Raw genomic sequence first — 20,809 nt, forward strand, 5'->3', positions numbered from 1 at the left:
TTTTAGTAAGCGTATGGATGCCAAGTACGAACGCCTACATGGTGTATTTCCGGCCCTTGTTCTGCGCTTTCAGATACGCCATCAGCGGCTGGAAATAGTCGACCATGGCGCGGGCTGAAAGGTCTTCGCCGGTTTTTTCCTTCAGCACCGTGCGCCAGTCGCGGCTGGAGCCGGGGCGCATGATGTCGCGCAGGAACCGGCCCACTTCCTCGCTGCCGTAGTAGTTGGTGGCGTGCGGGTCTTGGTGCAGAATGTTCTTGGCGATGTGGTCGTGCAGCTGGAACAGGATGACGTAGCTCAGCGCGTAGTCGTAGTACTGCGCGGGGTCGTCGTTGATGTGGGTTTTGGTGGCGGGGTCGAGGTAATTTTCGCCGCGGGTGGTGGGCGGCACCATGCCCTGGTACTGCTTGCACAGCGCCCACCACCGGGCGTTGAGCTGGTCGGCGGGCAGCTTGTCGGCATAAAAGCTGTTTTCCCACTCGCTCATCACGCCCGAGGCGAAGGGGATGAAGGTGACGTAGCTCAGGGCCTCTTGCAAAAGCTGCTGGGTCTGGTCGGTTTTGGTGCTGGCCGGAATCAGGCCCAGGCCCACCAGAAACGGCTTTTGCTTGGCCGCCAGGCCCATCATCGAGCCGATGGCCTCGTGGTAGGCGCGGTTGGCGCCCTGGCGGAGCAGCGGCGGCACATCGGGGTTGGAGTAGGTTTGGTAGTAGAAAATGTGGCCCAGCTCGTGGTGGGCGGTTTCGTACCATTCCGTGTTGGCTTCCACGCTCATCAGGCTGCGCAGGTCCTGGTTCAGGTCCATGTGCCAGGCCGAGGCGTGGTTGTTTTTCTTGTAATCCGCGTTTTTGGGCAGCGGGTAGAGGCTGCTGGTTTCGTAGAACGACGCCGGCAGTGCCGGAAACCCCAGGCTCTGGTAAAACCGCTCGCTCTGCTTTACCTGCCACTCTGGCCCCTTTTTGGCCAGCACGGCGTCCAGGTTCAGGCCTTTCACGTCCACCATCGCGCCCCAGTCCTGGCCCCAGCGGTTGGGCAGCCAGTGGGCGGGCAGGTAGTCGGGCACCTGCTGCACGTGGTATTTCTTGGCCAGCTCGTAGCGGGCGTAGGTGTGCAGCTCGCGGTAGAGGGGGCGCAACTCATCGTTGATTTTGCGCACCAGGGCCATCATTTCGTCGCGCGTCAGGCCGTAGTCGCTGGCCTGGTACGTGAAATAATCGGGGTAGCCCAGGGCCTGCACGGTCTGGTTGCGCAGGTCGCGCAGGTTCAGCAAACCCGTTTTCAGCGTGGGGCCAATGGCTTTGCTGGCTTCCCACACCTGCTGGCGCTTCTGCGGGTTGGTTTCCTTGCGCAGCAGCTCGTCGAGGTCGTTGGTGGTCACGGACTTGCCGGCGTATCGGTAGTCGAAGCCGTAGAGCTTTTCGGTCTGGGCGGCTTCGGCCTGGATGCGGCGCTTCACCACGTCGGCCACCGTCTGGGGGTTGTTGGCGGCGTTGTAGAGGGCCGTCTCCAACTGCTTGGTTTGCAGCCCGGTCAGGTCAGCTTTGTGGCTCAGCAGCTCGCGCAGCTGCCGGATGTTGTCGGCGCTGCCGGTGAAGGCGGCCATGCGCTGGTTGGCGCGGGTGGTGGCGCCGGCGTTACTAGTGTCGCCGGCCACGATGTGCGTGTTCGAGCGCCATTCAGCTTCGCTGGACGCCGTGTAGAGGCGCACGTACTCGGCGTTGTAGCCATCGAGAAACTGCTGGGCCCGCGCGCGGTAGTAGTCGGGCGCGGTTAGTTTGGCGGACGGCGGGGGATGGACCGGGGAGGTAGCCACGGGCGTTTTCGCGGTGGGCGCGCAGGCGGCCAGCCAGGCGGCGGCCATGAGGGGAAGCAGGTACTTTTTCATGGGGCAAAGAAATGTGTTTTGCTCCCGTCTGTCATCCTGAGCGCAGCGAAGGACCTTCTCACGTCCGAACGATTGGTTGTTCTGGCGTAATGAGGTCCTTCGCTGCGCTCAGGATGACAGACAACTTGTGCCTGCCTCAAGCTGCTTGCGCCTGCCCCAAATGGCAGTCCTTGTACTTCTTGCCGCTGCCGCAGGGGCAGGGGTCGTTGCGGCCAAACTTGCGGCGGCTGCGCAGGGTCTTCAGCCACTCGCGCGGGTCCACGGCGAAGCGTAGGAAGCGCTTTTTGGGGTTTTGGCGGAAGGCCCGGCTCAGCAGCTCGTACAGCTCGGGGTGGTGTTCCTGAAGCTTTTCGGGCTTCTCAAAAAAGTACTCCGCAACGACGGCAAAGAACTCGGCCTCGTTGGTGGCAGCGTAGGGGTTGATTTCCGACTTGCCGGCTTCGATGGCGGCCATTTCGCGCTGCATCACGGCGGCCCAGGGCTGCAGCAGTTCGGGCGGCAGGGCAGCTTTGGGCAGGCCGTCAATCACGCCGTCGGCCTCATCCAGCAGGTGCGCAAACTCGTGGATGCCCACGTTCTGGCGGTCCAGCCCGTCGCGGAAACCCTGCTCCAATGAGGCCTTCGACAGGCGCATGTAGTGCTGGTTCTGGAAGTTCTGTACCGAACCCAGCAGCGTGCCCTGCAGCGGCTTCACTTCTTTGGTGGGGTCGTTTTCCAGCTTCCAGGCGTCGGGCACGATGAGGACTTCGCCGAGGTTGCCATACTCCCACTCCGGAAAGCCAAACACTGGAATCAGGGCCGACGCGGCCACCAGCAGGCGGGTGGTGTCGTCCACCTCGGTTTGCACGCCGGTGATGCGCGTATTGGCCAGGAAAACCTGCACCTGCTTCTCAAACCGGGCCTTTTCGCGCTTCGTGAGCGAGAGGTAGAAAGCCACCCGTCCGGCCAGAATCTGGCGCCAGGCGGCGGGGAACTCCGCGGCCAGCGCGGCCGTGCGGCGGCGCGAGTCGGCCGTGGCATAACGATAAAACGCGTATAGAACAGCCGCCAGCACGGCCAGGGAAACGAGGTAGGGCATGGGCCGCTTAAACGGCTGCCGCAACAGGAGGTTAGCGTCGCACGGGCTTAATGCCGGGGCTTGGCCAAGTCAGTGTTGCGGTTCAGCTGATAGCTCAGCGTTGGGCGCAGTAGCACAAATCCGCCGAAAAACCACGCATCGGCGCTGGCCGTGAACCGCCGCCTGCGCCAGCCCGTGCTCACGTAGTAAACCGGAATAACGCGCGAGAATAACGCGCGAGGTCGTCACGTCGGCTTCCCCAGCGTCGATGGACGGGCCGTCTGTTACTTTAAAACCGTGAATTCCCATTACGTAGCCTGCTTCAAGGCCACCGCCCAGCAGCCATTGCTGCTCGCGCGGCAGCGGATAGAAGTAGCGGAAACCCAACCGAAAGGAGGGCAAAAGCGCCTGATAATCGAAAGCCGTGACGACTGGTGTATTGGTGACCACGGGCTGGCCGTTGACGATGCCCGACGTTTGGACGTAGCTGCCCACCTTGCAGAAACCGCCGTGAAAGCCGCTTAGGTTGACTTCGCTGTACAGCGCCAGCGAACGGTTGGGCAGAAGAACTTCGCCGTACAGCCCGCCGCATGGAGACAACTGTGGCGGAATGTCGGCGTTGTCGGTGCGCAGGTAGCGGGCGCCGGCCACCACGCCCACTCGCCAAGAAGCCGTGCCGGTCGTAGCGGCCTGGGTTAGCCAACTGCGCGCTGGCTGCCGCGCAGCCGAACATGCCTCGTTATACGCTTGCACCACGGCCGCTAATCCTTCCGGCGTAAAAACGGCCCCGCGCGCGGCTAAGCTGGCCGCCGCACAATCCCCGAAATACAGTTCCAGCTGCGCTCGGTAGTTGTTGCCGTTCGTGACGGTGAGTTTGCCGCCGGAACCAGGGCTCAAGTATTCGCGCTCGCTCAGGTCCAGCACTGGCTGGCCGGCGCGGCGCACCAAGTAGTGCGTTGCACTGAACCGAACCACGCGCAGCAACTCAGCCGGTCCTTCCAATAGCACTTCGGCCAGCAGCGAGTCCTGGCGCACATCGGGGTGGTAGCCCTGTGGCAGGCGGTCGAGGCGGGTTTCGGCGGCGTGGTCAATGGGAAGCCTTTCGAACCGAAAATACCGGCCCCCGGCAAAGACCACGGCGCGCAACTGGCGTGGCCGCAGCAACTCGGCCGCAGCGGAGGAGGACTGCCGAAAATGAATGAATTTTGGCGGGTCGACCCAAAAGTTGTTTTCAATCTCTCCGCGTAGCGTGTCGCCATTGCTGCGCACCACCATGCCGGGTTAGTAGGATTGAGCCTGCACCTGAAACGCGCAGAACAGCGAAGCTAGTAAGAGGAACAGTAACCGTTGTGGCATAAAGAACAGCATAAACCACCGCTAAAGTAGCGGCAAATGTGCCGCCAGCTTCTGCCGCAGCAGCGCTACTAGCGCCGGGTCCTGAAAGGGATATTTGTCGGGAATGCGCAGCACGACGAGGGTTTTGCCCCGCAACTCCTCCGCAAATTTCTCGCGCAGGCGGTCGGCGTGTCGGCGCTCCATCACGAAAATGGTTTCGGCCCAGCCCAGGTGCCCGGCCGTGACGCGCACCCGGGCCCCCGGCTCGGTGCCCGCCGAGCGCGCCTCGTGGTGCGGGTGGTCGTCAAAAAGCCGCTCGGCGGTGAGGCTGCGCCACTTGTTCTGGCTGCAAATGAAGAGAAGACGAATGGGAATGCTGATTTTACGTATGTGGTCGGGATTTCTGGTCTAATGTACTTCCTGCCACCCGCACCCATGCCCCCAACCGCCACGCCCGCTTTGCCCGCGCCGGTCCGGATTCGTCCGGCCGAGCCCGCCGACTTGCCCTTCATCCTGGCCCTGGTGCCGCGCCTCACCGCGTTTGGGCCGCCCGCGTGGCGCGACGCCGAACAAATGACCCAGTTCGACCGCGAGGTGCTGACGCGCGCCGTGCACGAGCCCACGGCCACGCGCCAGGTCTTCGTGGCCGAAACCACCCAGCTGGCCGGACTGCTGCACCTCACCACCAGCACCGACTATTACGAGCAAACCCGCGCCCACATCGCCGATTTAATCGTGGATGCCGTCGCCGAAGGCCAGGGCGTGGGCCGCGCCCTGCTGGCCCACGCCGAAACCTGGGCCCGGGCGCAGGGCCTGGCCACGCTGGCCCTGAGCGTATTTGCCCAAAACACCCACGCCCGCGAGGTCTACCAGAAAGCCGGTTTTGGCGAGGACATGATTACGTGCATCAAGCAGTTGTAAGCTGCGCATTGGCTGAACTGTTAAATTAGCCTAAAGCCGACCCGTAACCAACCACTTAGCGAATCAGCGCCACTTTCACCTTTTTGCCTTTCACTTTGGCGCCCTGCATGCGGGCCAGCACCTCTTCGGCCTGCGCCTCGGGCACGGCCACGAAGCTGTGGTGGTCGAACACCTCGATGCGGCCCACGGCGTCGCGCTCCAGCCCGCCCACGCTCACAAAGGCCCCGGCCAGGTCGCCGCGGCTGATTTTCTCGCTCTTGCCGGCCGATACGTGGAGCGTGACCGTGCTGGGGCGCGGGGCTTTGGGCGCGGCGGCGGGCAGGGCCGGCGGGCGCAGGCCGGCCCATTGCACGTTCCTGGCGGTGGGCCAGCTCTTGATTTTTTCCTGCTCGAAGGGCGTCACGATGAGGTGCGCGGTGCCCACGGCGCCGGCGCGGGCCGTGCGCCCGGCCCGGTGCTGAAAGGTGTCGGTTTCGTGCGGCGGGTCGAACTGTACCACCGTGTCCAGGTCGTTCACGTCGAGGCCGCGGGCGGCCACGTCGGTGGCCACCAGCACGGTGGCCGAGCCGTTGCGTAGCTTCATCATGCTCTTGTCGCGCTCGGGCTGCAGCATTTTGCCGTGCAGGGCCTCGGCGGCCAAGCCCCGGCCGCGCAGGAAGCGGGTGAGCTCTTCCACCCGGTCGCGGGTGTTGGCAAACACCAGGGAGCGGCCCGCATCGGCCTGCGAAATGAGGTGGTAGAGGGCGGCCGGCTTCTGGTCGGCGGCGCTCACCACGTGGCCGCGCAGCACCAGGCTTTCGGGCAGGGTGGTGGCATTGGCGCCGCCCACGTTCATCACGCGGGGCCGCGTCAGGTATTCGCGCACCAGGCTCAGCACCTTATCGGGCATGGTGGCCGAGAACAGCAGCGTCTGCCGGCGCTGGGGCAGGCGGCTGATGATGGTGGCCATTTCTTCCTGAAAACCCAGCTCCAGCAGCTTGTCGGCCTCGTCGAGCACCAGCACTTTCAGGCGGTTCGGCACAATGGTGCGGCGCTCCAGGTGGTCGAGCATGCGGCCCGGGGTGGCCACCACCACGTGGGGCATTTGCTGCAGGCCCTTCACCTCGTCGCGCATGGCGTGGCCGCCGTAGTAGCCGGCCACGCGCAGGTTCGGAATGTGCTTGCCCAGGCGCTGCAGGGCGTCGCGCACCTGCAGCACCAGCTCGCGGGCGGGCACCAGCACCAGGGCCTGCATGGAGGCCGAAGTGGGGTCGACCTGCTGCAGCACGGCCAGGCCGTAAGCGGCGGTTTTGCCCGAGCCGGTGGGGGCCTGCCCGGCCACGTCCTGCCCCTGCAGGGCGGGGGCCAGCACCAGCTGCTGCACGGGGGTGGGCTGGATGAAATTCAGCTCGGCCACGCCCGCCAGCAGGGCGGGGGAGAGGGCGAAATCGGCGAATTGCAGGTCGGCTTTGGGGGCGGAGGCGCCGGAAGGGGCGCCGGCCGCGGAAGTATCGGGAGTTTGCACGGGGCAAAGGTACGGCCGGGGGGCGCCCGTGCCGGCGCGTAGCGGGCGAGCTGCCCAGGGGCACTGCCACCGGAACAAGCCGCCCAAGGCAGTGCCCCGTGGGCACTGCCATTGGAACGGGCCGCCCACGCCACTGCCCACGGGGCACTGCCACCGGAACATTTAGTACAAGGCAGTGCCCTCTGGGCACTGCCTTTGGAACGGCTAGCCTACCGCAGTGCCCAGGGGGCGGGCCTATTTCTCGTCCTCCACGTTCACCAGCCGGTAGCGCACGGCCGTTTTCTTGGGCCGGATGTCCAGCCCGATGCGGTGGGCGTAGGCTTTGGTAAACGCCGCGCCGAAGTAAAATATCATGGCGCAGTAGAACACGAACAGCAGCACCAGCACCAGGCTCGACGCCGGCCCGTACACCGGCCCCAGGTCCCGGGCCACCAGCAGCTGGCCCAGCACCGCCTCGCCCAGGCTGATGAGCACGGCCGTGAGCGCCGCCCCGCGCGTGACGGCCCGCCAGGGCACTTTGGCCAGGCTCAGCGTGCGGAGCACGACGCCGAACCAGGCCGCCAGTATCAGCCAGGCCACCAGCGCGTTCAGCCCCCGCACCACGTAGTAGGCAAAGGTGGCGTCGAAGTCCCGGATGCTGTCGGCAAACAGGTTCAGGGCCGCGTCGGAGCCGAAGGCCAGCAGCGAGAGCACCGCCGTGGCCAGCAAAATGCCCGCCGAGCGCACCCGCTCGCGCAGGGCCTGCGACACCTTGCCCGTGCCGCGCCGGGGCCGGATTTGCCAGAGCTGGTTGAGGGAGTGCTGGATGATGGTGAACAGCGTGGTGGCCACGAACACCAGAAACGCGAAGCCCGCCCACGTCACCAGCCGGCTGCGCTGCGGGTCGGCCACGTTCATCACAATCTGGGCCACCAGCCCGGCCGCCGAGGCCCCCACCAGGTGGCTGAGCTTGCCCAGCAGCAGCACCCGCACCATGGACGTGGAGTAGAGCGAGCTGAGCAGCTCAATCAGGATAATGAGGATGGGCGGCAGCGCAAACGACGTGAAAAACGCCGTGGCCGCGCCCAGCCGCAGCGGGTCGTTGGCGCCCAGCTCGCGGCCGGCGCGGTGCAGCAAAATCGGGAGCTCGCGCCACCACGGGCCCGGCAGCTCCGCCGAAGAACCTAACTTTGTCATAAAGCCCGACAGGCAACATTCCGGGGCGTGGCCGGTTGAGGTACGCCTCCCGGCGAAGGTACGGGCTGCCGGTTGGCCCGCCGCCCGCGCCCGTCCTTTTCCCGCTATGCCGCTTCCCGAACCCCTCCCCGGGCCCCAGGCCGAACCGCCAGTTGCCCCGCCCCGCTCGTGGCTGCGGCGCCGCGTGGCCGACCCCCTGCTCGACCTGCTCAAGGCCGGCCTCTCGCCCGAAAAGCTGGCCCTCACCGTGGGCCTGGGCGTGGGCGTGGGCCTGATTCCGCTGCTGGGCGTCACCACGGTGCTCAGCGCCGCCGTGGCCCTGCGCCTGCGCCTCAACGTGGCCGCCATGCAGCTGGCCACGCACCTGATGACGTTCTTCCAGCTGGCCCTGCTCATTCCGTGCCTGCGGGCCGGCGCCCGGCTGCTGGGCCAGGGCCAGCAGGTGGCCCACCTCACCCTGCCCGGCCTGCGCCAGCTCATCGAGCGCGAAGGGTGGCAGGCCATCGGCAAGCTCTTGTGGCGGGCCGAACTCGGCGCCCTGCTGATTTGGGCCGTGGCCTGCGTGCCGCTGGTGGCGTTGCTGTATTTCGTGCTCCGCGCCGTGTTCAGAAAAGTGCTGGCGAAGCAGGCCGTGAGCAACTAGCCGGTTGTCATTGCGAGCGCAGCGCGGCAATCCGTCCTGTTCTCCGCGACCAGCCTATTAATGTGAGCAAGCCCCGGCCCTGCGCAGGGCCGGGGCTTGCTGGTGAAAGGGCGCGTGTGGTGTTTACAGGAAGGATTAGCTTCGCTGTCCTTCGGTTGCCGCGCTGCCCTCGCAATGACACCCGGCCCCGCGTTAAAACGCCAGCAGGGCGGCGGCCTGTTCCCGCAGCAGCTGCCGCGACAGGTCGTGGTTCAGCCCGCCTTCGGCGTTCAAATCCTGGTTGATGAAGGGCAGGCGCACGCGCTGGGGCAGCACGGCCGTGCCCAGGTACATCAGCACATCGGTGAGGTGGGCCATGGCCAGCAGGCCGCCCTGGCCGCCGCTGCTCAGGCCCACCAGCGCGGCCTTCTTGCCGGCAATGCCGCCGGGGTAGGCCAGCCCGTCGATAAACGCCTTGAGCGCGCCCGGAAACGAGGCGTTGTATTCGGGCGTGATGATGACCAGCTTATCGCCGGCATCCAGCATGGCCGCCAGGCGGTTGAACGCCGGATTGGTGCCCACGTGGGCATACAGGGCCGTGCCGAGAAAATCGGCGGGCAGCTCGGCCAAGTCCAGAATCTGGCTTTCCGCGCCCAGCTCGCTCAGCACGGTGCGGTAGAAGTTGGCGATGCGGCGGGCGCGCGACTGGGGCCGGTTGGTTCCGGCGAGGATTGTTATCAAAGCGAAGCGAAATAGCGGGGCAAGCGGGAGACTGTGGTGGTCTAACCCGTTCGCCCCGCCAGAGGTTGCGAGTTGCGGGCAAATGCCGCGTCCTCCGTCATCGGCACGGGGCGCAGCGTTTCCGAAGCCGCTGCAGGGCTTAAAAACTGGACCCGGGCAACGCCAATGGGTAGGCAGCACAATACTTTGTTATATCTTTGGCCAAAGCAACCCCCAATTTGGTTGTTTTTTTGTACGAAACAGATAAAATATTTAATCGTTAACTTTTTTTGAACTTAATCCCCATGAGGTGTTAACTTTGACTATTTAATGAATTTGTTTCCCTTGTTGCATAGTAGTTGCAAACAAAAATTAGCTTAATGCGCATATTTTTAAGGTATTAATAAAAGAAAAAGTTAACCTCAGCCATAGCGACCTGATTGCACTTTGATATTTTTCATCGGGCTTCCAACAAGGTTGATGCGCGATATGGCCGGGTTCATCGAAAAGAAACGGATTGGATTATTTCCCTGCCGTAATGTTGTCCTACGGTACAAGTTTTTCATCTGTGCTGCCCGCCATTTCTGTTTCTTTTCTCTTATTTCTAATCTCATGGCATTAACTGCACACCCTTTTCATCCCGTCACCCAGGAGTTGCTTCCCGGGTACCGGGACGCCTATCTCCGGGGCGATTTATCGGTTAAAAACACCGAACTGGTGGACGCTTACCTCAAAGCCAACCCAGCCAAAGGCGGCGAAGCGTTTCAGCGCTTCCACGCCTTGCAAGCCAAAGGCCACAACGTGCGCCCGGTGGGCTGGCTTCAGCACCAGTTCCACCTCATCCGCACCGAGCCGGTGCGTTTCCGCCAGCGGGCGGGCGCCATCGTGATGGTGGCCGCGCTGCTGAGCGGGGCCGCGTTTGCCGGCACCAACCTCCACACTTCGCCGGCCACTACGGTGGGTAGCCTGGCGGTGCCCGCGGCGGGCGTCGACGAGCTGCCGGCCGCCACGGCTGCGGTGACTCGGATGACGACCGTTTCCGGTCGGATTCTGAACGAGGACGGCCACCCGCTGATTGGGGCCACCGTGCTCGACAAAACCACGGGCCGCGGCGTGAGCACCGACGCGCAAGGCAACTACTCGCTGCTGGTGCCCGCCAACCGTACCTCCAACCTGCAGGTGGGCTACGGCGGCTACAGCGAAGAAGAGATGCAAGTAGCAGTGAAAGGCTTCAGCGTGCGCAACGTGACGCTGCTGCCCCGCACCGATGCTCCGGCGAAAGCCAAAAAACGCCACTGGTGGCAATTTTAAGTACCTAAATACCCTTCGGGACACTCTGTTTTGGCGGCAGTATGCTCTGATTGATGATGGGGCAGGATGGAGCGGTTAATAAACTCCCTCCGGCCACGTCAGCTAAGTAAGTTTGGTGAGGCAGCGTTGCAAGGGTCCGGTTCCGGGCCGGCGGAATGGGGCATCAACCAAGGTCTTGTATCGCCGGGTGCTTTCCGAATAAACTGTTTTCTCTGGCCGGGCCCTCGCCCGAGTGGCCCGGCCGGAGGAAGCGGTGAAGCCGGGGGCCCGCCCCGGGCCGGCACCAATCGGGGCATGGCAGCTAGCAACGGCCGTCTTTCCCCTTGCTCCTTACCCCTATGAATTTACCGTTTTTCAATCGACTGCCATTAAGAAAAATTACCGTAGCATCCGACGACGAAATGGCGAAACGCTCCAAACAAGTAATCGAAGGCCTGCTGCAAGATTTGCCCGACCTGCTCATGGCCTGCGTGGTGAACACGCAATCCGGACGAGTGGTGGCTTCGTATACGGTTAGTAACGACTACAATCCCAACCAAATAAGCCTGCGCAATGCTAAGCTTCTGCGCGTGATGGACGAAGCCCTGGTGTCGAAAGCCTGGGTGGGCGGTCCGCTCACCGACATCACGGTGATTCTGGAAGACCAGCTCCACCACCTGCGCCCCATGAACGATGGCAAGTGGTACTGCTTTCTGGCCGTGCACACCGCCGATGCCAATCTGGGCATTGCCAAGGAAATCATGCGCCGGCACACGTCTTAGTCTTTTTACCTTTTCTCAATTTTCACCCCCCAACAACCCCAATCCCCATTTTATGTCAGCTGTTACTGTATCCCCCAAGCAAACCATTAAAGACATCATGGCCGAGCTGCCCACGCTGCTCGCCGTGGCCGTGGTCGAAACCGAAACCGGCATGCCGCTGGCTTCGCACACCAACGTGGCCGATTTCGACATCGAAACCGCCGCCGCTTACAACACCGAAGTGGTGAAAGCCAAGCTGAAGGCCATCAAGGCCCTGAACCTGAACCAGACCGTGCAGGACATCCTCCTCACCCTGACCGACCAGCTGCACCTGCTGAAGCTCTCGCCCACCGGCGACAAGTTCATCTACCTGGCCGTGAACTCGCGCGACACCAACCTCGCCCAGGCCCGTCAGATTATGAAAATGTACTCGGCCAGCCTGAACTAATTGCCGGCTTCCCGATGCCGAAGCAGCCCGCTGGCGTTTTGTCGGCGGGCTGTTTCTGCGTTGGTGGGTTTTGCCGAAGGGCGTGCCGAAAACGGCCCGCTGCCCCGGCCCAACGCCTTTTCTATTGTTATCTATCCAATCTCCCTACCATGCATCTACAGCTACTACAGGAAACCCCCACCGTGTCGGTGTACCACGACGTCACCAACGACTGGCTTTTTGCCGACTGGCGCGGTCACCTCACCTTGCCGATGGTGCAGGCCAACTGCCTCACCATCGCCCAGTGTTTTCTGGCGCGCCCGTACCCGCGCATCCTCAACAGCAACTGCGAGGTGCAGAGCATGAGCGCCGACGTGGCGCCGTGGCTGGCCGGGCAGTACCTGCCCCACCTGGGCCTGGCCGGCATCGAATACCTGGCCTGGGTGTGCGCCCCTGACCTGCTACTCAAGCACCTGGCCGGCGAGGCCGTGCGCCAACTGCGCACGCCTATGGTGGTGATGTTCGACGACCTGGAAAACGCCTGCGCCTGGCTGCAGCACACGCGTATCCCGGCGGACGAAGCCACGGGGCCGGACGCCGCCCGCCGGCAAGCCGAGCTGAATTTCCGGGTGGAAGCGCTGTTGGAAGAAGTGAGCCACCTGGAAGGCCGGTAGCCTCTTAGCGGGCCGGCAGGCCGGCAGCCATTGCCGCCATTGGGTGCGGTGCCGCGCGGTTCAGAGGCCTATGCGTGGCGTTGGTGGTGGGGAATATTCATTCGGTGGTGAATACGGCCCTGCTGCTATCAGACTAGCTGCGGTGATTGTTAGGGAAGCAACCGCTTATTGTATCAGAATTACTTTATGCCGCGGCTAGTGAATCTTGCCGCTGGCGCTGGTTTTTTTGATGCGGCCGTCGTTTTTGAAGCGGGTGCCGGGCAGCGGCTCCAGGCTGGCGTCGACGGGCTGGCAGTTGGCCAGCGGCTGCGCGAACGTGGTGTAGCCCCCAGCCGAGATTTCCAGCACGGCGTTGCGCGGAATGGGCTGCTTGGCGCTGAGCATGTATTGGCCTTCGGAATTAGTGATGCTGGGCTCGATGTTGAACCCCCGGGTCGTGCGGGTACGCACGAGGACGGTGGCGCCCGTCAGCGGATGGTTGAGCTGGTCGGTGACGCGGCCCGTGAGCACGCGGCAGCCCAGCTCCTCGGCGTCGGGTGGGGTGGGAGCAGGCAGCTCGGCCGACGCCGTGGGGGTGGCAGCGGGCGGCGCCGGGGCCGGCTGGGCCGGTGGCGGCGTGGCCCCGCGCGGTGGCCGCTGCTGCGCCTGAACCGAACCAGCAGCAAGGGACAGAGCCAAAGCAAGGAGGAGCAAATGCTTCATAACAACAACAAAATGGCAAACAGAATAAACGGAAGCAAAACGAAGCCGCTATACGGGTGGCCGCTTTGCAAACCACGAACCATTTAATAGGTTTGGAAAATAATTTCGACAAAAATAGGAAAATACCTTGTGGGCTGCGTGCGGTAAGCGACTGAATCAAAATCCTGGCAGCGTAATATAAAATTATAAACCAGGTTTTAATTCCATTTTAATGAGGATTTGTCAACTTGGCTGGTGAAACCTGCTCGCTGGCTCAAAGCTCGATTGGTTAATAATAATTTGTATTATATAAATGATGAGCTAGCTACTGGGCCAATGTCCTCGTGGGGCTAGCCAGGCGAGGCTGCAATGTTCCCGGTAGCGGGGCGCCGCTTGGCGGGGAGCTAAGCCGCCGGGCCCGCCGGCTCCGGGCGTGGGGCATCAGCAGCGGGGCCCTGCCGGGCCGCCAGCCAGGCCACTGCCGCCAGGCACACCGCAAACCAGGCCCACGGCAGCCGCAAATCCAGCACCGACAGCCCCCCAAACACCAGCGTGGTGCCAAAGCTGGCCAGGCCCTGAAACGCTTGGTTGAGCCCAAAAATCTCGCCGCGGTCGGCCTCGGTGGTGCGGCGGGCCAACAGCCCTTCGAGCAGGCCCTGAATGAGGGAAAGCGTGAGGCAGTCGAGGGTGACGAGAACGTAGAGGGCCGGCCGCGAGGCGCCCACCAGTCCGTAGCCGGCCAGCACCGGCGCGCCCAGCGCGGCCAGCCACACAATGGCCCGGCGCTGGTTGATGCGGTCGGCAAAGTAAGTGTAGAACACGTAGTTCAGCCCCACGCTTAGAGCACCGAAAAACATGAAAAAGTAAGAGATGGCGCGGGCATCCATGCGCAGCGCGCTGAGGCTGGCAAAGGGCACGAAATAGAAATAATAGCCCGTGCTGAGCGTGAGGGCCACTTGCGTGAGCACGATGCGCCGGATGCCGGGGTTGCTGGCGTTTTTGGCGCGCAGGCGGGCCCAGAGCGTGAACGGGTTGACGCTGCGGGCCAGCTCGGCGCGCAGCTCGGCGCCGCGCACGCCGTTGCGCTGGCGGTGGGTTTCGGGCAGCCACAGGGCCAGCAGCACGTTGAGGGCGGCCAGGGCCAGGGCCAGGCGCACCACGTAGGTGGCCTGCCGGGCCGGCGGCACCTGCAGGGCGGTGAGCAGCAGCCCGGCCGCCATGGGCCCCAGCACAAAGCCCAGCGAGATGATGGCCCCCTCGATGCCCAGGTTGCGAAACAGTTGCTCGGGCCGCGACACGTCGGTGATGGCCGAGCGCGCCGTGGCGTACATGCCGTTGGTGAGGCCGTCGGAAACGCGGTTGACGAAGTACAGGCCCGCGCGCACGGGCAGCAGCAGGGCGTTGGCCAGCAGCGTGCCCACGGCAGACAAGATGAAGATGGGCCGGCGCCCGTAGCCGTCGCCCAGCCGTCCCAGCAGCGGGGCCGAAAACAGCTGCACCCCCAGGAAAATCCCCGTGCCCACGCTCAGCCACAGCTGCGGCTGGCGCAGGCCGCGCACAAACTCCGGCAGCACCGGCCCCACGGCCGCGCCCACCACCACATCGACCAGGATGATGGCGTAGAGCAGCGGCAAGCGGCGGTGGGAGGGAAGCGGCGGGGGCACGGCCGCAAAAGTAGGCGCCCGGTTCGCCCCCGGGCCGGCCAGCTCTAAGCCGGCGAGTAGGCGCAGCATTCAGAGACTTGTCGATGGCCTTGCGCACGGCTCTGCCAGGTCGGTCGGGCTGCCCCAGCGGTCGGCAGCTCAACTGAGCGCTGCACTGGCCTAGCGGTTGCGCTACAGCAGTAGTGGTGTGCTAAAACAGGGGTTTATACGGGGGTATAAAACGGGTGTTTTCACGGGTATAGGCGGGCTAGCGGTGCCGATACCTTTGCTCGCATCCCCCAAAGGCTTCATTTAAGTCCGCGAAGCAAAGTCCGGCCCGCGGCCAGCAGTGGCACCACTTTTCCCGCCTACCCATGAAATTTCCCTACGCGTTATTAGCCGGCCTGACCGCTGGCGGCCTGTTGCTCGGCAGCTGCCAGCATAGCAGCACCAGCGAAACTGCCCGCGAGGCCACGGGCCCGGCCCCGGCTTTCAACATCACCATCGCGCCGACGCCGCCCCAGGACCTGGACCCCGGTTCCGACTCGGTGAAGCTGGCAGAATTTGCCTGGGCGGAGTTTTTTGCCGTCAACTGGCAGTCGTCTTACTCCAAAGACAGCTTGCGCGACCACCCCGATGCCGCCTGGAGCTACCAGGCGCCCGACGCCACCCTGGCCGTGTGGGAAACCTTCGGGCACCGCGCCGAGCTGCGGCCCTACTATGGCAAGATATTGTCCTTCGACCGGGCGCCGCACTACAGCTACCGCACCAGCCCCATGCCGGGCAGCCCCAGCGACACTCTGACCCTGTTTGACAACCTCGACGAAAACAGTGAGATAGGTTCCTGCGCCATGTTTGGCCAAGTGCAGGACAGCGTGCCCAACGGCAAGAGCATGGTGCTGTACCAAGCCAAGGTGAACCGGACGGAATACGACTTTATACAGAAGAACTTCGGCTCGCGGAAGCAATTGATGCAAGCGACAGCGAACACGCTCACGAACATCAGAAAGCACAACGCCTACTACAACCCCGACACCCTGAACGGCCGCTACAAGGGCGGCACCTGCGACTGCCCGCCCGGCGTACTATGCCTGCCCTGCGGCGGCGACCCCGCCAAGGGCGGCCAGGGCGTGGGCAGCATTGAAATGAAAACGGCCTGGCGCAAGCTGACGCCCGCCGATGACCCCGCGCGCTTTCTCACGCGCCGGGTAGTGTACTACACCCAGCAAATCAGTCCCGATGGCAAGGACACGCTGAAGTCCGTTTACCACAACGCCGTGTTTGCCCTGATTGGGATGCACATCATTCACAAAACCGTGAACTATCCGGACTTTGTGTTTGCCACTTGGGAGCACGTCGACGTGGAGCAGGAGCACATGGGCTTTCAGCTGCTGGATACGTTGGGCTACCTGATGGGCGGGCTGCACAGCCCCTACCAGCGCCTGCATCCCATCACCACGGTGGCCAACCAGGCCACGGCCGCGGCCCACGCCAAGCTGCGGATGCTCAACCCGAAGTCGGTGCTGCTGAACTACCGCCTGGTGGGCGTGCAGGGCACCCCCACCAGCAACCCGAAAACAACCAATTATTTCCTGGCCAACTACGTGGTGGAGTCGGACAGTACGCTGGCCAATTTTCACGGCAGCAGCATCAAGTACCCTTTCGACGGGGGCATCAATACCTTGTACCTGGGCAAGCGGCTATCGGCGGGCGGCTGCCAGGGCTGCCACGGCGTCGCGCAGCTCAAGCTGGGCACCGACTTCTCGTTTCTGCTCGACAACGTGGGCAAGCCCGTGCGCTTCCCCGACCCCGATATGAGCCAGTACCCACCCCGGCCGGCCCTGGCCAAAAGGGGCGGCCGCACCATTCAGTTTACCAGCAGCTCCAAAGCACTCACCGGCAAGCTGGGCCGCTACATCCGCGCCACGCGCTAGCGCGCCGGGCTGCTAGCTGCCCGCCACCAAACCTTTTTAAACCGGATTCCCAGTCCTGACCATGCCCCTGCATTGGCAGCGGCCCGGAAAGCCGCGTGCCTGACGGCTCGGCCGGGCCGTCGAAATCCTCTTTGCCGGTACTGCGTGCCCCTTCATGGCCAGCGCGTTGTGGTCTGATGACGGGTAATTATTCACCCTGCTACTTGGCTTTACAAGCAAAAATGAATAAACCTGCAATTTCCGACGCTGCCACTCCCTACGCCGTGCTGGCGGGGCAGTGGCGCTACCGCAGCTTCCTCAACGTGCGGCCGCCCGCCGAAAAGCTGGCCGACCTGCTCTTCGGCGAAGGCCTGCTGGACATGAGGCCGGACGCCAACGGGCTGATTACGGCGGGCCAGCTGTCCTTCGGCGACGGCTTCCCTATGCGCTTTACTGGGCAGGCCCTCGCGCCGTTTCCCGGCTGCGCCAACGTGCCCCCGCTCAGCTTGGATGCCACCGCCTTTGGCGTAGCCGGCACCCAAACCGAGTGCTGGGTGTATGCCTACCGGGGCTGGCTGCTGCCCACCTGGCCCTTTGGCACCAACGCCATGCCCGTGCTGGCCGGCACCGTGGTGCGGGTGGTGGCCCACGGCCCCCAGAGCCCGGCCGGGGTGGTGGCCTCGTTTGTGGCGGTCAAGTTTTAGCCCAGGCCTCAACTTGCTCTGCTCAAAGTGCTGTAGCAAACCCCATTCCCGTCCTCAGACTGCCCAAGAAAGGCGTGGAGAGCTTCGCCATTGAAATCCTTTTCGCAGCATATCCAATGTCCACATCCTTTGCTTCGCCGCCGGCTGCGGCGGCTTTTACCAAAAGCTGGCTGTTCCCCGCCGCCGATGCGGCCAGGCTACGGGCATTTGCCTGCGATTTTCAGAAGCCTTTCTGGGGCGCACCGTTCGCCGTGCACGGCAATACGCGCACCGTCACGCTGCCGCCGTACGCCGGCTCGGCCGTTATCACCGAAACCTTGCTGACGCACCACGCGGCTGGCTACCGCTACGGCATGCAAGGGGCAAAAAACATCGAGGGCTACCTCGGCTCGTTCACCGTTGAGGAAGCCGACAGGGGGCAAGTGCGGCTGATTTGGCACATTGCCTTCACCTACCGCCGGGGCAGCAAGGCCCTGGTGGAGGTGGCCAAACTGTTTGCCCGCACCACGCCGGCCATGTCCAGGGCCTTGAAGGCGGAGTTTGGCCGCCCGGCCTGATTGCGGTTCTGCGCCTCAAAGCTTGCACTTCAGCTCGTGGTTCAGCGCGGCACAGGCCCGGCAGGCCGGCGGGTAGCGAATGCGTCCTACATTTAGCGCATGGACAGAACCGTGAAAATATTCAAGCCCAGCGGCCACAAGCTGGCCGAAATCACCTTCAGCTACGACCGTGGGCAGCAGGCCCAGGCCCGCATCACCGAGTTTGGCCAGCTCTACGACGATGACGACCCGGACGACGAAAGCAAATCGGTGTACGAACTCCTCAGTCGTGAGTCGTATGTGAAGTATCAGCAATTCGACTCCATCGATAAAATCAAGGCCTTCGACCGGGAGTACGCCAGGCGCGAGCTGCGCACTAGCCTGGACAAGCCCATCGACCAGTACACCTTCGTGTACGATGCCGACCCGGTGCTGCTGCGCTACGTGCTGAGCCGACACCACCAGGGCGAGGTAATTGGCATGGTTAACGTCCGGTTCAGCTTCATCAACAACACCAAGGAACTCGCGTTTCTGTCGGGCCAGCACCCGCGTTTCGACACGGAGTTATCGGCGAACAGCCTGGAAACCAACTACAGCTGCATGGAGCGGATGATGCTGTACGAAGACTCCATCGTTTCGGCCTGCGACGTGACCCGGCTGGACCCCTGGTACTAGCCGCCGCCCGGCCCCGGCCCGACGCGGCCCCGGAAAAAGAGCGCCGGCCACCGAACTGACCCGACCCTGGCCCGTAAAAACGGTTCTTTCTTCTATGGGCGGGCCGCGCAGTGGGGCGGCCTCTTTTTGTGGCTATGAGTGAAGTGTTGGTCGCCTCCGGCGTTTCGGCCGGGCGGGCGCGGGTGGCGGTGGCGCTGTTTTTTTTCGTTTCAGGGTTCGGGTTTGCTACCTGGGCCTCGCGCATTCCCATCATTCAGCACCGGCTGAGGCTGAACGAGGCCGAGCTGGGCGGCGTGCTGCTGGCCCTGCCCGCGGGCCTGATGCTGACGCTGCCCGTGACGGGCCGGCTGCTGCAGCGCTTCAGCAGCCGGCAGGTGATGCTGGCGGGGGCCGTGCTCTACAACCTCGCGCTGGGCCTGCTGGGCTTCGCAGCGCAGCCCTGGCAGCTGGCGGCGCTGCTGTTTTGCTTTGGCTGCTCGCGCAATTTGCTCAACCTGTCTGTCAATGCCCAGTCGGTGGGCGTGCAAACGCTCTACGACCGCTCCATCATCGCCACGTTTCACGGCGTCTGGAGCGTGGCGGGCTTTGCCGCGGCGGGCCTGGGCGCCCTGCTGGTACGAAACGACGTGGGCACCACCGCGCATTTCGCGGGCGTCTCGGTGGTTCTCACCGGGCTGGCGTTCGTCTTTTTCCCCAGAACCCTGGCCCTGCCGCCCGCGCCGGCCGCCAAGGCTTCGTTCTTTTCCTGGCCCGAAAAAACGGTGCTCAAGTACGGCCTCATCACCTTCGCCTCCATGGCCTGCGAGGGCACGCTCTACGACTGGAGCGGCGTGTATTTTGCCCAGGCCGCGCACGCGCCCAAGGCCATTGCCGGCTTCGGCTTCACGCTCTACATGGTGGCCATGACGTCGGGCCGCTTTCTGGGCGACTGGCTGGTGGGCCGCTTCGGCATCCGGCAAATCCTGCAAACCAGCGGCCTGCTCATGACCACGGGCCTGCTGCTGGCCGCCGCGTTTCCCGTGCCGGTGGGGGCGGGGCTGGGCTTCGTGCTGAGCGGGCTGGGCGTGTCGTGCGTGGTGCCGCTGGTGTTCAGCCTCGTGGGCCGGGCCAACCCGCTGAGCGCGGGCGCGGCCATTGCGTCGGTGTCCACGGTCAGCTATTTCGGCTTCTTGATGGTGCCGCCGCTGGTGGGCTTCGTGGCGAAGGCGGCCAGTTTGCGCTGGTCGTTTGCCCTAGTGGCGCTGCTGGGCCTGCTGGTGGTGTGGCTGGTGCCCAAGCTGCGCGTGGAAGGGGAGACACTGCCAACCGGCTCATAGCTCTTGAGTCATCCGGCTGGTATTCGGTTAGGCCGCTGGTCGCATCAGGCTCCGTGCGGGTTTGAAGGCTCAATCCCGAAACAGCTTTTTGTCGGCCCAGAAAGTGCCCCGCGGCACCAGCGAAGCATCTTGGGCCACGACTAGTTGCGCTCAATTCAGCCTCACACTGGGCGAAGCCAAACTCCAACCAACGCACGGGCTACAGTCAGATTTAGGGCCACGCAGGGTAGAAGTATGACAACCTCGCTTAACTTCTGAATCACCATTCGCAACGCAGAAAAGGCAAAACTCCGCTCTATGAGGTGGACGGGTCTTTTGCCTTTTCTGCGTTTCGGATGACTCTTACTCTCCGTTGAGCACAGAGTAGGTTCCGTCTGACTTAAAAACGAAGTGCTTGCTATTCCAGTAATTTCCGAAAGCAGTCCGGTTCACACGGTACTTTCGGCGTTCACCATTGGGGCCGATGCTTTCGATATAACGTTCCTGAGTTGATGGGCGCTGATAAACGCGGTTCTGGATGACGCTTTCTAAACAAGCGTTTATGGGTGCTTTTGATGACAGGCCTCCGACGTTTTGTGCACTGTCGGCCTGATAAACCAAAATAATTTCATCGTCGATTCTGCCATACGTTTTCGGGGGGTTGTCCTTGTATCGGTCGTCTATCATAGCACTGACCCACCAATGCAGTTGTCCCGCTTTGTCGTGAGAGACCGATAGCTGTACAATGCCTTTGTTTTCGATGAAATATCTCCCTTTCCTACATTCTGCAACGTATTCCTTGAGCAATTGCTCTTGTTGAGCAGTTTGCGCAATTGTTACCTTACGGCAAACTTGGCCTTCCGCGGTTTGTTGCACTCCAATGCCCAATAATAGGCAAACTGCTGTCGGTAGCTTTGAGGTGGTCTAGGAATGATGGACAGAAGAAGGACGTATATTTCTTCTGTAATGACAGCAAAAAAGAGCGGGGCG

The 20,809-nt window shown here is 63.2% G+C and carries 21 protein-coding genes; 11 read left to right on the forward strand and 10 right to left on the reverse strand.

Going from position 1 to position 20,809, the window contains the following annotated elements:
• Positions 1-34: 34 nt before the first annotated feature.
• The 4 genes from I2H31_RS09955 to I2H31_RS25140 all read right to left on the reverse strand — a co-directional run bounded on the left by I2H31_RS09955 (position 35) and on the right by I2H31_RS25140 (position 4,529).
• Positions 35-1,885 carry a M2 family metallopeptidase gene (locus I2H31_RS09955; protein ID WP_196292870.1) on the reverse strand — a complete coding sequence of 617 codons (1,851 nt, stop codon included), beginning with the start codon at positions 1,883-1,885 and terminating at the stop codon, positions 35-37.
• A 136-nt stretch (positions 1,886-2,021) separates the two neighbouring features.
• Positions 2,022-2,963, reverse strand: a complete 942-nt coding sequence (locus I2H31_RS09960; protein ID WP_196292871.1) for a M90 family metallopeptidase — start codon at positions 2,961-2,963, stop codon at positions 2,022-2,024.
• A gap of 69 nt (positions 2,964-3,032) precedes the next feature.
• The gene (locus I2H31_RS09965) at positions 3,033-4,217 is read right to left on the reverse strand and encodes a hypothetical protein (protein WP_196292872.1); all 1,185 of its coding nucleotides are present in this window, start codon (positions 4,215-4,217) and stop codon (positions 3,033-3,035) included.
• A 102-nt stretch (positions 4,218-4,319) separates the two neighbouring features.
• Positions 4,320-4,529, reverse strand: coding sequence for a hypothetical protein (locus I2H31_RS25140; protein WP_230687632.1), 210 nt, complete (start codon positions 4,527-4,529; stop codon positions 4,320-4,322).
• Between the two features lie 183 nt (positions 4,530-4,712).
• On the opposite strand from I2H31_RS25140, the gene I2H31_RS09975 reads away from it, so the two are divergent.
• Positions 4,713-5,198, forward strand: a complete 486-nt coding sequence (locus I2H31_RS09975; protein WP_196292873.1) for a GNAT family N-acetyltransferase — start codon at positions 4,713-4,715, stop codon at positions 5,196-5,198.
• Positions 5,199-5,253: 55 nt separating this feature from the next.
• On the opposite strand, the gene I2H31_RS09980 is transcribed toward I2H31_RS09975, so the two are convergent.
• Together I2H31_RS09980 and I2H31_RS09985 are read right to left on the reverse strand one after the other, a co-directional pair.
• Positions 5,254-6,702: a DEAD/DEAH box helicase gene (locus I2H31_RS09980; protein WP_196292874.1), complete on the reverse strand. Its 1,449-nt coding sequence runs from the start codon at positions 6,700-6,702 to the stop codon at positions 5,254-5,256.
• Between the two features lie 234 nt (positions 6,703-6,936).
• The gene (locus tag I2H31_RS09985) at positions 6,937-7,878 is read right to left on the reverse strand and encodes a YihY/virulence factor BrkB family protein (protein WP_196292875.1); all 942 of its coding nucleotides are present in this window, start codon (positions 7,876-7,878) and stop codon (positions 6,937-6,939) included.
• A gap of 106 nt (positions 7,879-7,984) precedes the next feature.
• Here I2H31_RS09985 and I2H31_RS09990 point away from each other — a divergent pair, with 106 nt between their 5' ends.
• The gene (locus tag I2H31_RS09990; protein ID WP_196292876.1) at positions 7,985-8,521 is read left to right on the forward strand and encodes a DUF2062 domain-containing protein; all 537 of its coding nucleotides are present in this window, start codon (positions 7,985-7,987) and stop codon (positions 8,519-8,521) included.
• 192 nt (positions 8,522-8,713) lie between these two features.
• On the opposite strand, the gene I2H31_RS09995 is transcribed toward I2H31_RS09990, so the two are convergent.
• The gene (locus tag I2H31_RS09995; protein WP_196292877.1) at positions 8,714-9,241 is read right to left on the reverse strand and encodes an NADPH-dependent FMN reductase; all 528 of its coding nucleotides are present in this window, start codon (positions 9,239-9,241) and stop codon (positions 8,714-8,716) included.
• 591 nt (positions 9,242-9,832) lie between these two features.
• Between I2H31_RS09995 and I2H31_RS10000 the strand changes: the two genes are divergently transcribed.
• The 4 genes from I2H31_RS10000 (at position 9,833) to I2H31_RS10015 (ending at position 12,372) form a co-directional block, all read left to right on the forward strand.
• Positions 9,833-10,531, forward strand: a complete 699-nt coding sequence (locus I2H31_RS10000; RefSeq protein WP_196292878.1) for a carboxypeptidase-like regulatory domain-containing protein — start codon at positions 9,833-9,835, stop codon at positions 10,529-10,531.
• Positions 10,532-10,869: 338 nt separating this feature from the next.
• A complete protein-coding gene (locus tag I2H31_RS10005; protein ID WP_196292879.1) occupies positions 10,870-11,292 on the forward strand; it encodes a roadblock/LC7 domain-containing protein in 423 nt (140 codons plus the stop codon).
• A gap of 52 nt (positions 11,293-11,344) precedes the next feature.
• Positions 11,345-11,719 (forward strand): hypothetical protein, encoded by a 375-nt coding sequence (locus I2H31_RS10010; protein WP_230687634.1) that lies wholly within the window; start codon positions 11,345-11,347, stop codon positions 11,717-11,719.
• A 149-nt stretch (positions 11,720-11,868) separates the two neighbouring features.
• Positions 11,869-12,372: a hypothetical protein gene (locus tag I2H31_RS10015; RefSeq protein ID WP_196292880.1), complete on the forward strand. Its 504-nt coding sequence runs from the start codon at positions 11,869-11,871 to the stop codon at positions 12,370-12,372.
• Between the two features lie 195 nt (positions 12,373-12,567).
• Here the strand turns inward: I2H31_RS10015 and I2H31_RS10020 are convergent, their stop codons facing one another.
• The gene (locus tag I2H31_RS10020; RefSeq protein ID WP_196292881.1) at positions 12,568-13,050 is read right to left on the reverse strand and encodes a carboxypeptidase-like regulatory domain-containing protein; all 483 of its coding nucleotides are present in this window, start codon (positions 13,048-13,050) and stop codon (positions 12,568-12,570) included.
• 407 nt (positions 13,051-13,457) lie between these two features.
• Positions 13,458-14,717 (reverse strand): MFS transporter, encoded by a 1,260-nt coding sequence (locus I2H31_RS10025; protein WP_317192209.1) that lies wholly within the window; start codon positions 14,715-14,717, stop codon positions 13,458-13,460.
• 353 nt (positions 14,718-15,070) lie between these two features.
• On the opposite strand from I2H31_RS10025, the gene I2H31_RS10030 reads away from it, so the two are divergent.
• The 5 genes from I2H31_RS10030 to I2H31_RS10050 all read left to right on the forward strand — a co-directional run bounded on the left by I2H31_RS10030 (position 15,071) and on the right by I2H31_RS10050 (position 19,840).
• Positions 15,071-16,630, forward strand: a complete 1,560-nt coding sequence (locus I2H31_RS10030; RefSeq protein WP_196292883.1) for a hypothetical protein — start codon at positions 15,071-15,073, stop codon at positions 16,628-16,630.
• 221 nt (positions 16,631-16,851) lie between these two features.
• Entirely contained in the window at positions 16,852-17,313 is a 462-nt protein-coding gene (locus I2H31_RS10035; protein ID WP_196292884.1) for a hypothetical protein, read from the forward strand.
• A gap of 116 nt (positions 17,314-17,429) precedes the next feature.
• Positions 17,430-17,870, forward strand: a complete 441-nt coding sequence (locus tag I2H31_RS10040) for an SRPBCC family protein (RefSeq protein ID WP_196292885.1) — start codon at positions 17,430-17,432, stop codon at positions 17,868-17,870.
• A 99-nt stretch (positions 17,871-17,969) separates the two neighbouring features.
• The gene (locus I2H31_RS10045; protein WP_196292886.1) at positions 17,970-18,524 is read left to right on the forward strand and encodes a hypothetical protein; all 555 of its coding nucleotides are present in this window, start codon (positions 17,970-17,972) and stop codon (positions 18,522-18,524) included.
• 134 nt (positions 18,525-18,658) lie between these two features.
• Positions 18,659-19,840 (forward strand): MFS transporter, encoded by a 1,182-nt coding sequence (locus I2H31_RS10050; protein WP_196292887.1) that lies wholly within the window; start codon positions 18,659-18,661, stop codon positions 19,838-19,840.
• Between the two features lie 342 nt (positions 19,841-20,182).
• Here the strand turns inward: I2H31_RS10050 and I2H31_RS10055 are convergent, their stop codons facing one another.
• Positions 20,183-20,695, reverse strand: coding sequence for a hypothetical protein (locus I2H31_RS10055; protein ID WP_196292888.1), 513 nt, complete (start codon positions 20,693-20,695; stop codon positions 20,183-20,185).
• Between the last annotated feature and the right edge of the window lie 114 nt (positions 20,696-20,809).

Source organism: Hymenobacter ruricola, from assembly GCF_015694525.1.
Taxonomy (GTDB): Bacteria; Bacteroidota; Bacteroidia; order Cytophagales; family Hymenobacteraceae; genus Hymenobacter; species Hymenobacter ruricola.

Excerpts from the sequence above, each read along its gene's own strand:
- I2H31_RS09985 (WP_196292875.1), bottom strand. The coding sequence starts at position 7,878 with ATGACAAAGTTAGGTTCTTCGGCGGAGCTGCCGGGCCCGTGGTGGCGC.
- I2H31_RS10050 (WP_196292887.1), top strand. The coding sequence starts at position 18,659 with ATGAGTGAAGTGTTGGTCGCCTCCGGCGTTTCGGCCGGGCGGGCGCGG.
- I2H31_RS10010 (WP_230687634.1), top strand. The coding sequence starts at position 11,345 with ATGTCAGCTGTTACTGTATCCCCCAAGCAAACCATTAAAGACATCATG.
- I2H31_RS09990 (WP_196292876.1), top strand. The coding sequence starts at position 7,985 with ATGCCGCTTCCCGAACCCCTCCCCGGGCCCCAGGCCGAACCGCCAGTT.
- I2H31_RS09955 (WP_196292870.1), bottom strand. The coding sequence starts at position 1,885 with ATGAAAAAGTACCTGCTTCCCCTCATGGCCGCCGCCTGGCTGGCCGCC.
- I2H31_RS10030 (WP_196292883.1), top strand. The coding sequence starts at position 15,071 with ATGAAATTTCCCTACGCGTTATTAGCCGGCCTGACCGCTGGCGGCCTG.
- I2H31_RS09960 (WP_196292871.1), bottom strand. The coding sequence starts at position 2,963 with ATGCCCTACCTCGTTTCCCTGGCCGTGCTGGCGGCTGTTCTATACGCG.
- I2H31_RS09975 (WP_196292873.1), top strand. The coding sequence starts at position 4,713 with ATGCCCCCAACCGCCACGCCCGCTTTGCCCGCGCCGGTCCGGATTCGT.
- I2H31_RS10000 (WP_196292878.1), top strand. The coding sequence starts at position 9,833 with ATGGCATTAACTGCACACCCTTTTCATCCCGTCACCCAGGAGTTGCTT.
- I2H31_RS10015 (WP_196292880.1), top strand. The coding sequence starts at position 11,869 with ATGCATCTACAGCTACTACAGGAAACCCCCACCGTGTCGGTGTACCAC.
- I2H31_RS10040 (WP_196292885.1), top strand. The coding sequence starts at position 17,430 with ATGTCCACATCCTTTGCTTCGCCGCCGGCTGCGGCGGCTTTTACCAAA.
- I2H31_RS09965 (WP_196292872.1), bottom strand. The coding sequence starts at position 4,217 with ATGGTGGTGCGCAGCAATGGCGACACGCTACGCGGAGAGATTGAAAAC.
- I2H31_RS10005 (WP_196292879.1), top strand. The coding sequence starts at position 10,870 with ATGAATTTACCGTTTTTCAATCGACTGCCATTAAGAAAAATTACCGTA.
- I2H31_RS10045 (WP_196292886.1), top strand. The coding sequence starts at position 17,970 with ATGGACAGAACCGTGAAAATATTCAAGCCCAGCGGCCACAAGCTGGCC.
- I2H31_RS10035 (WP_196292884.1), top strand. The coding sequence starts at position 16,852 with ATGAATAAACCTGCAATTTCCGACGCTGCCACTCCCTACGCCGTGCTG.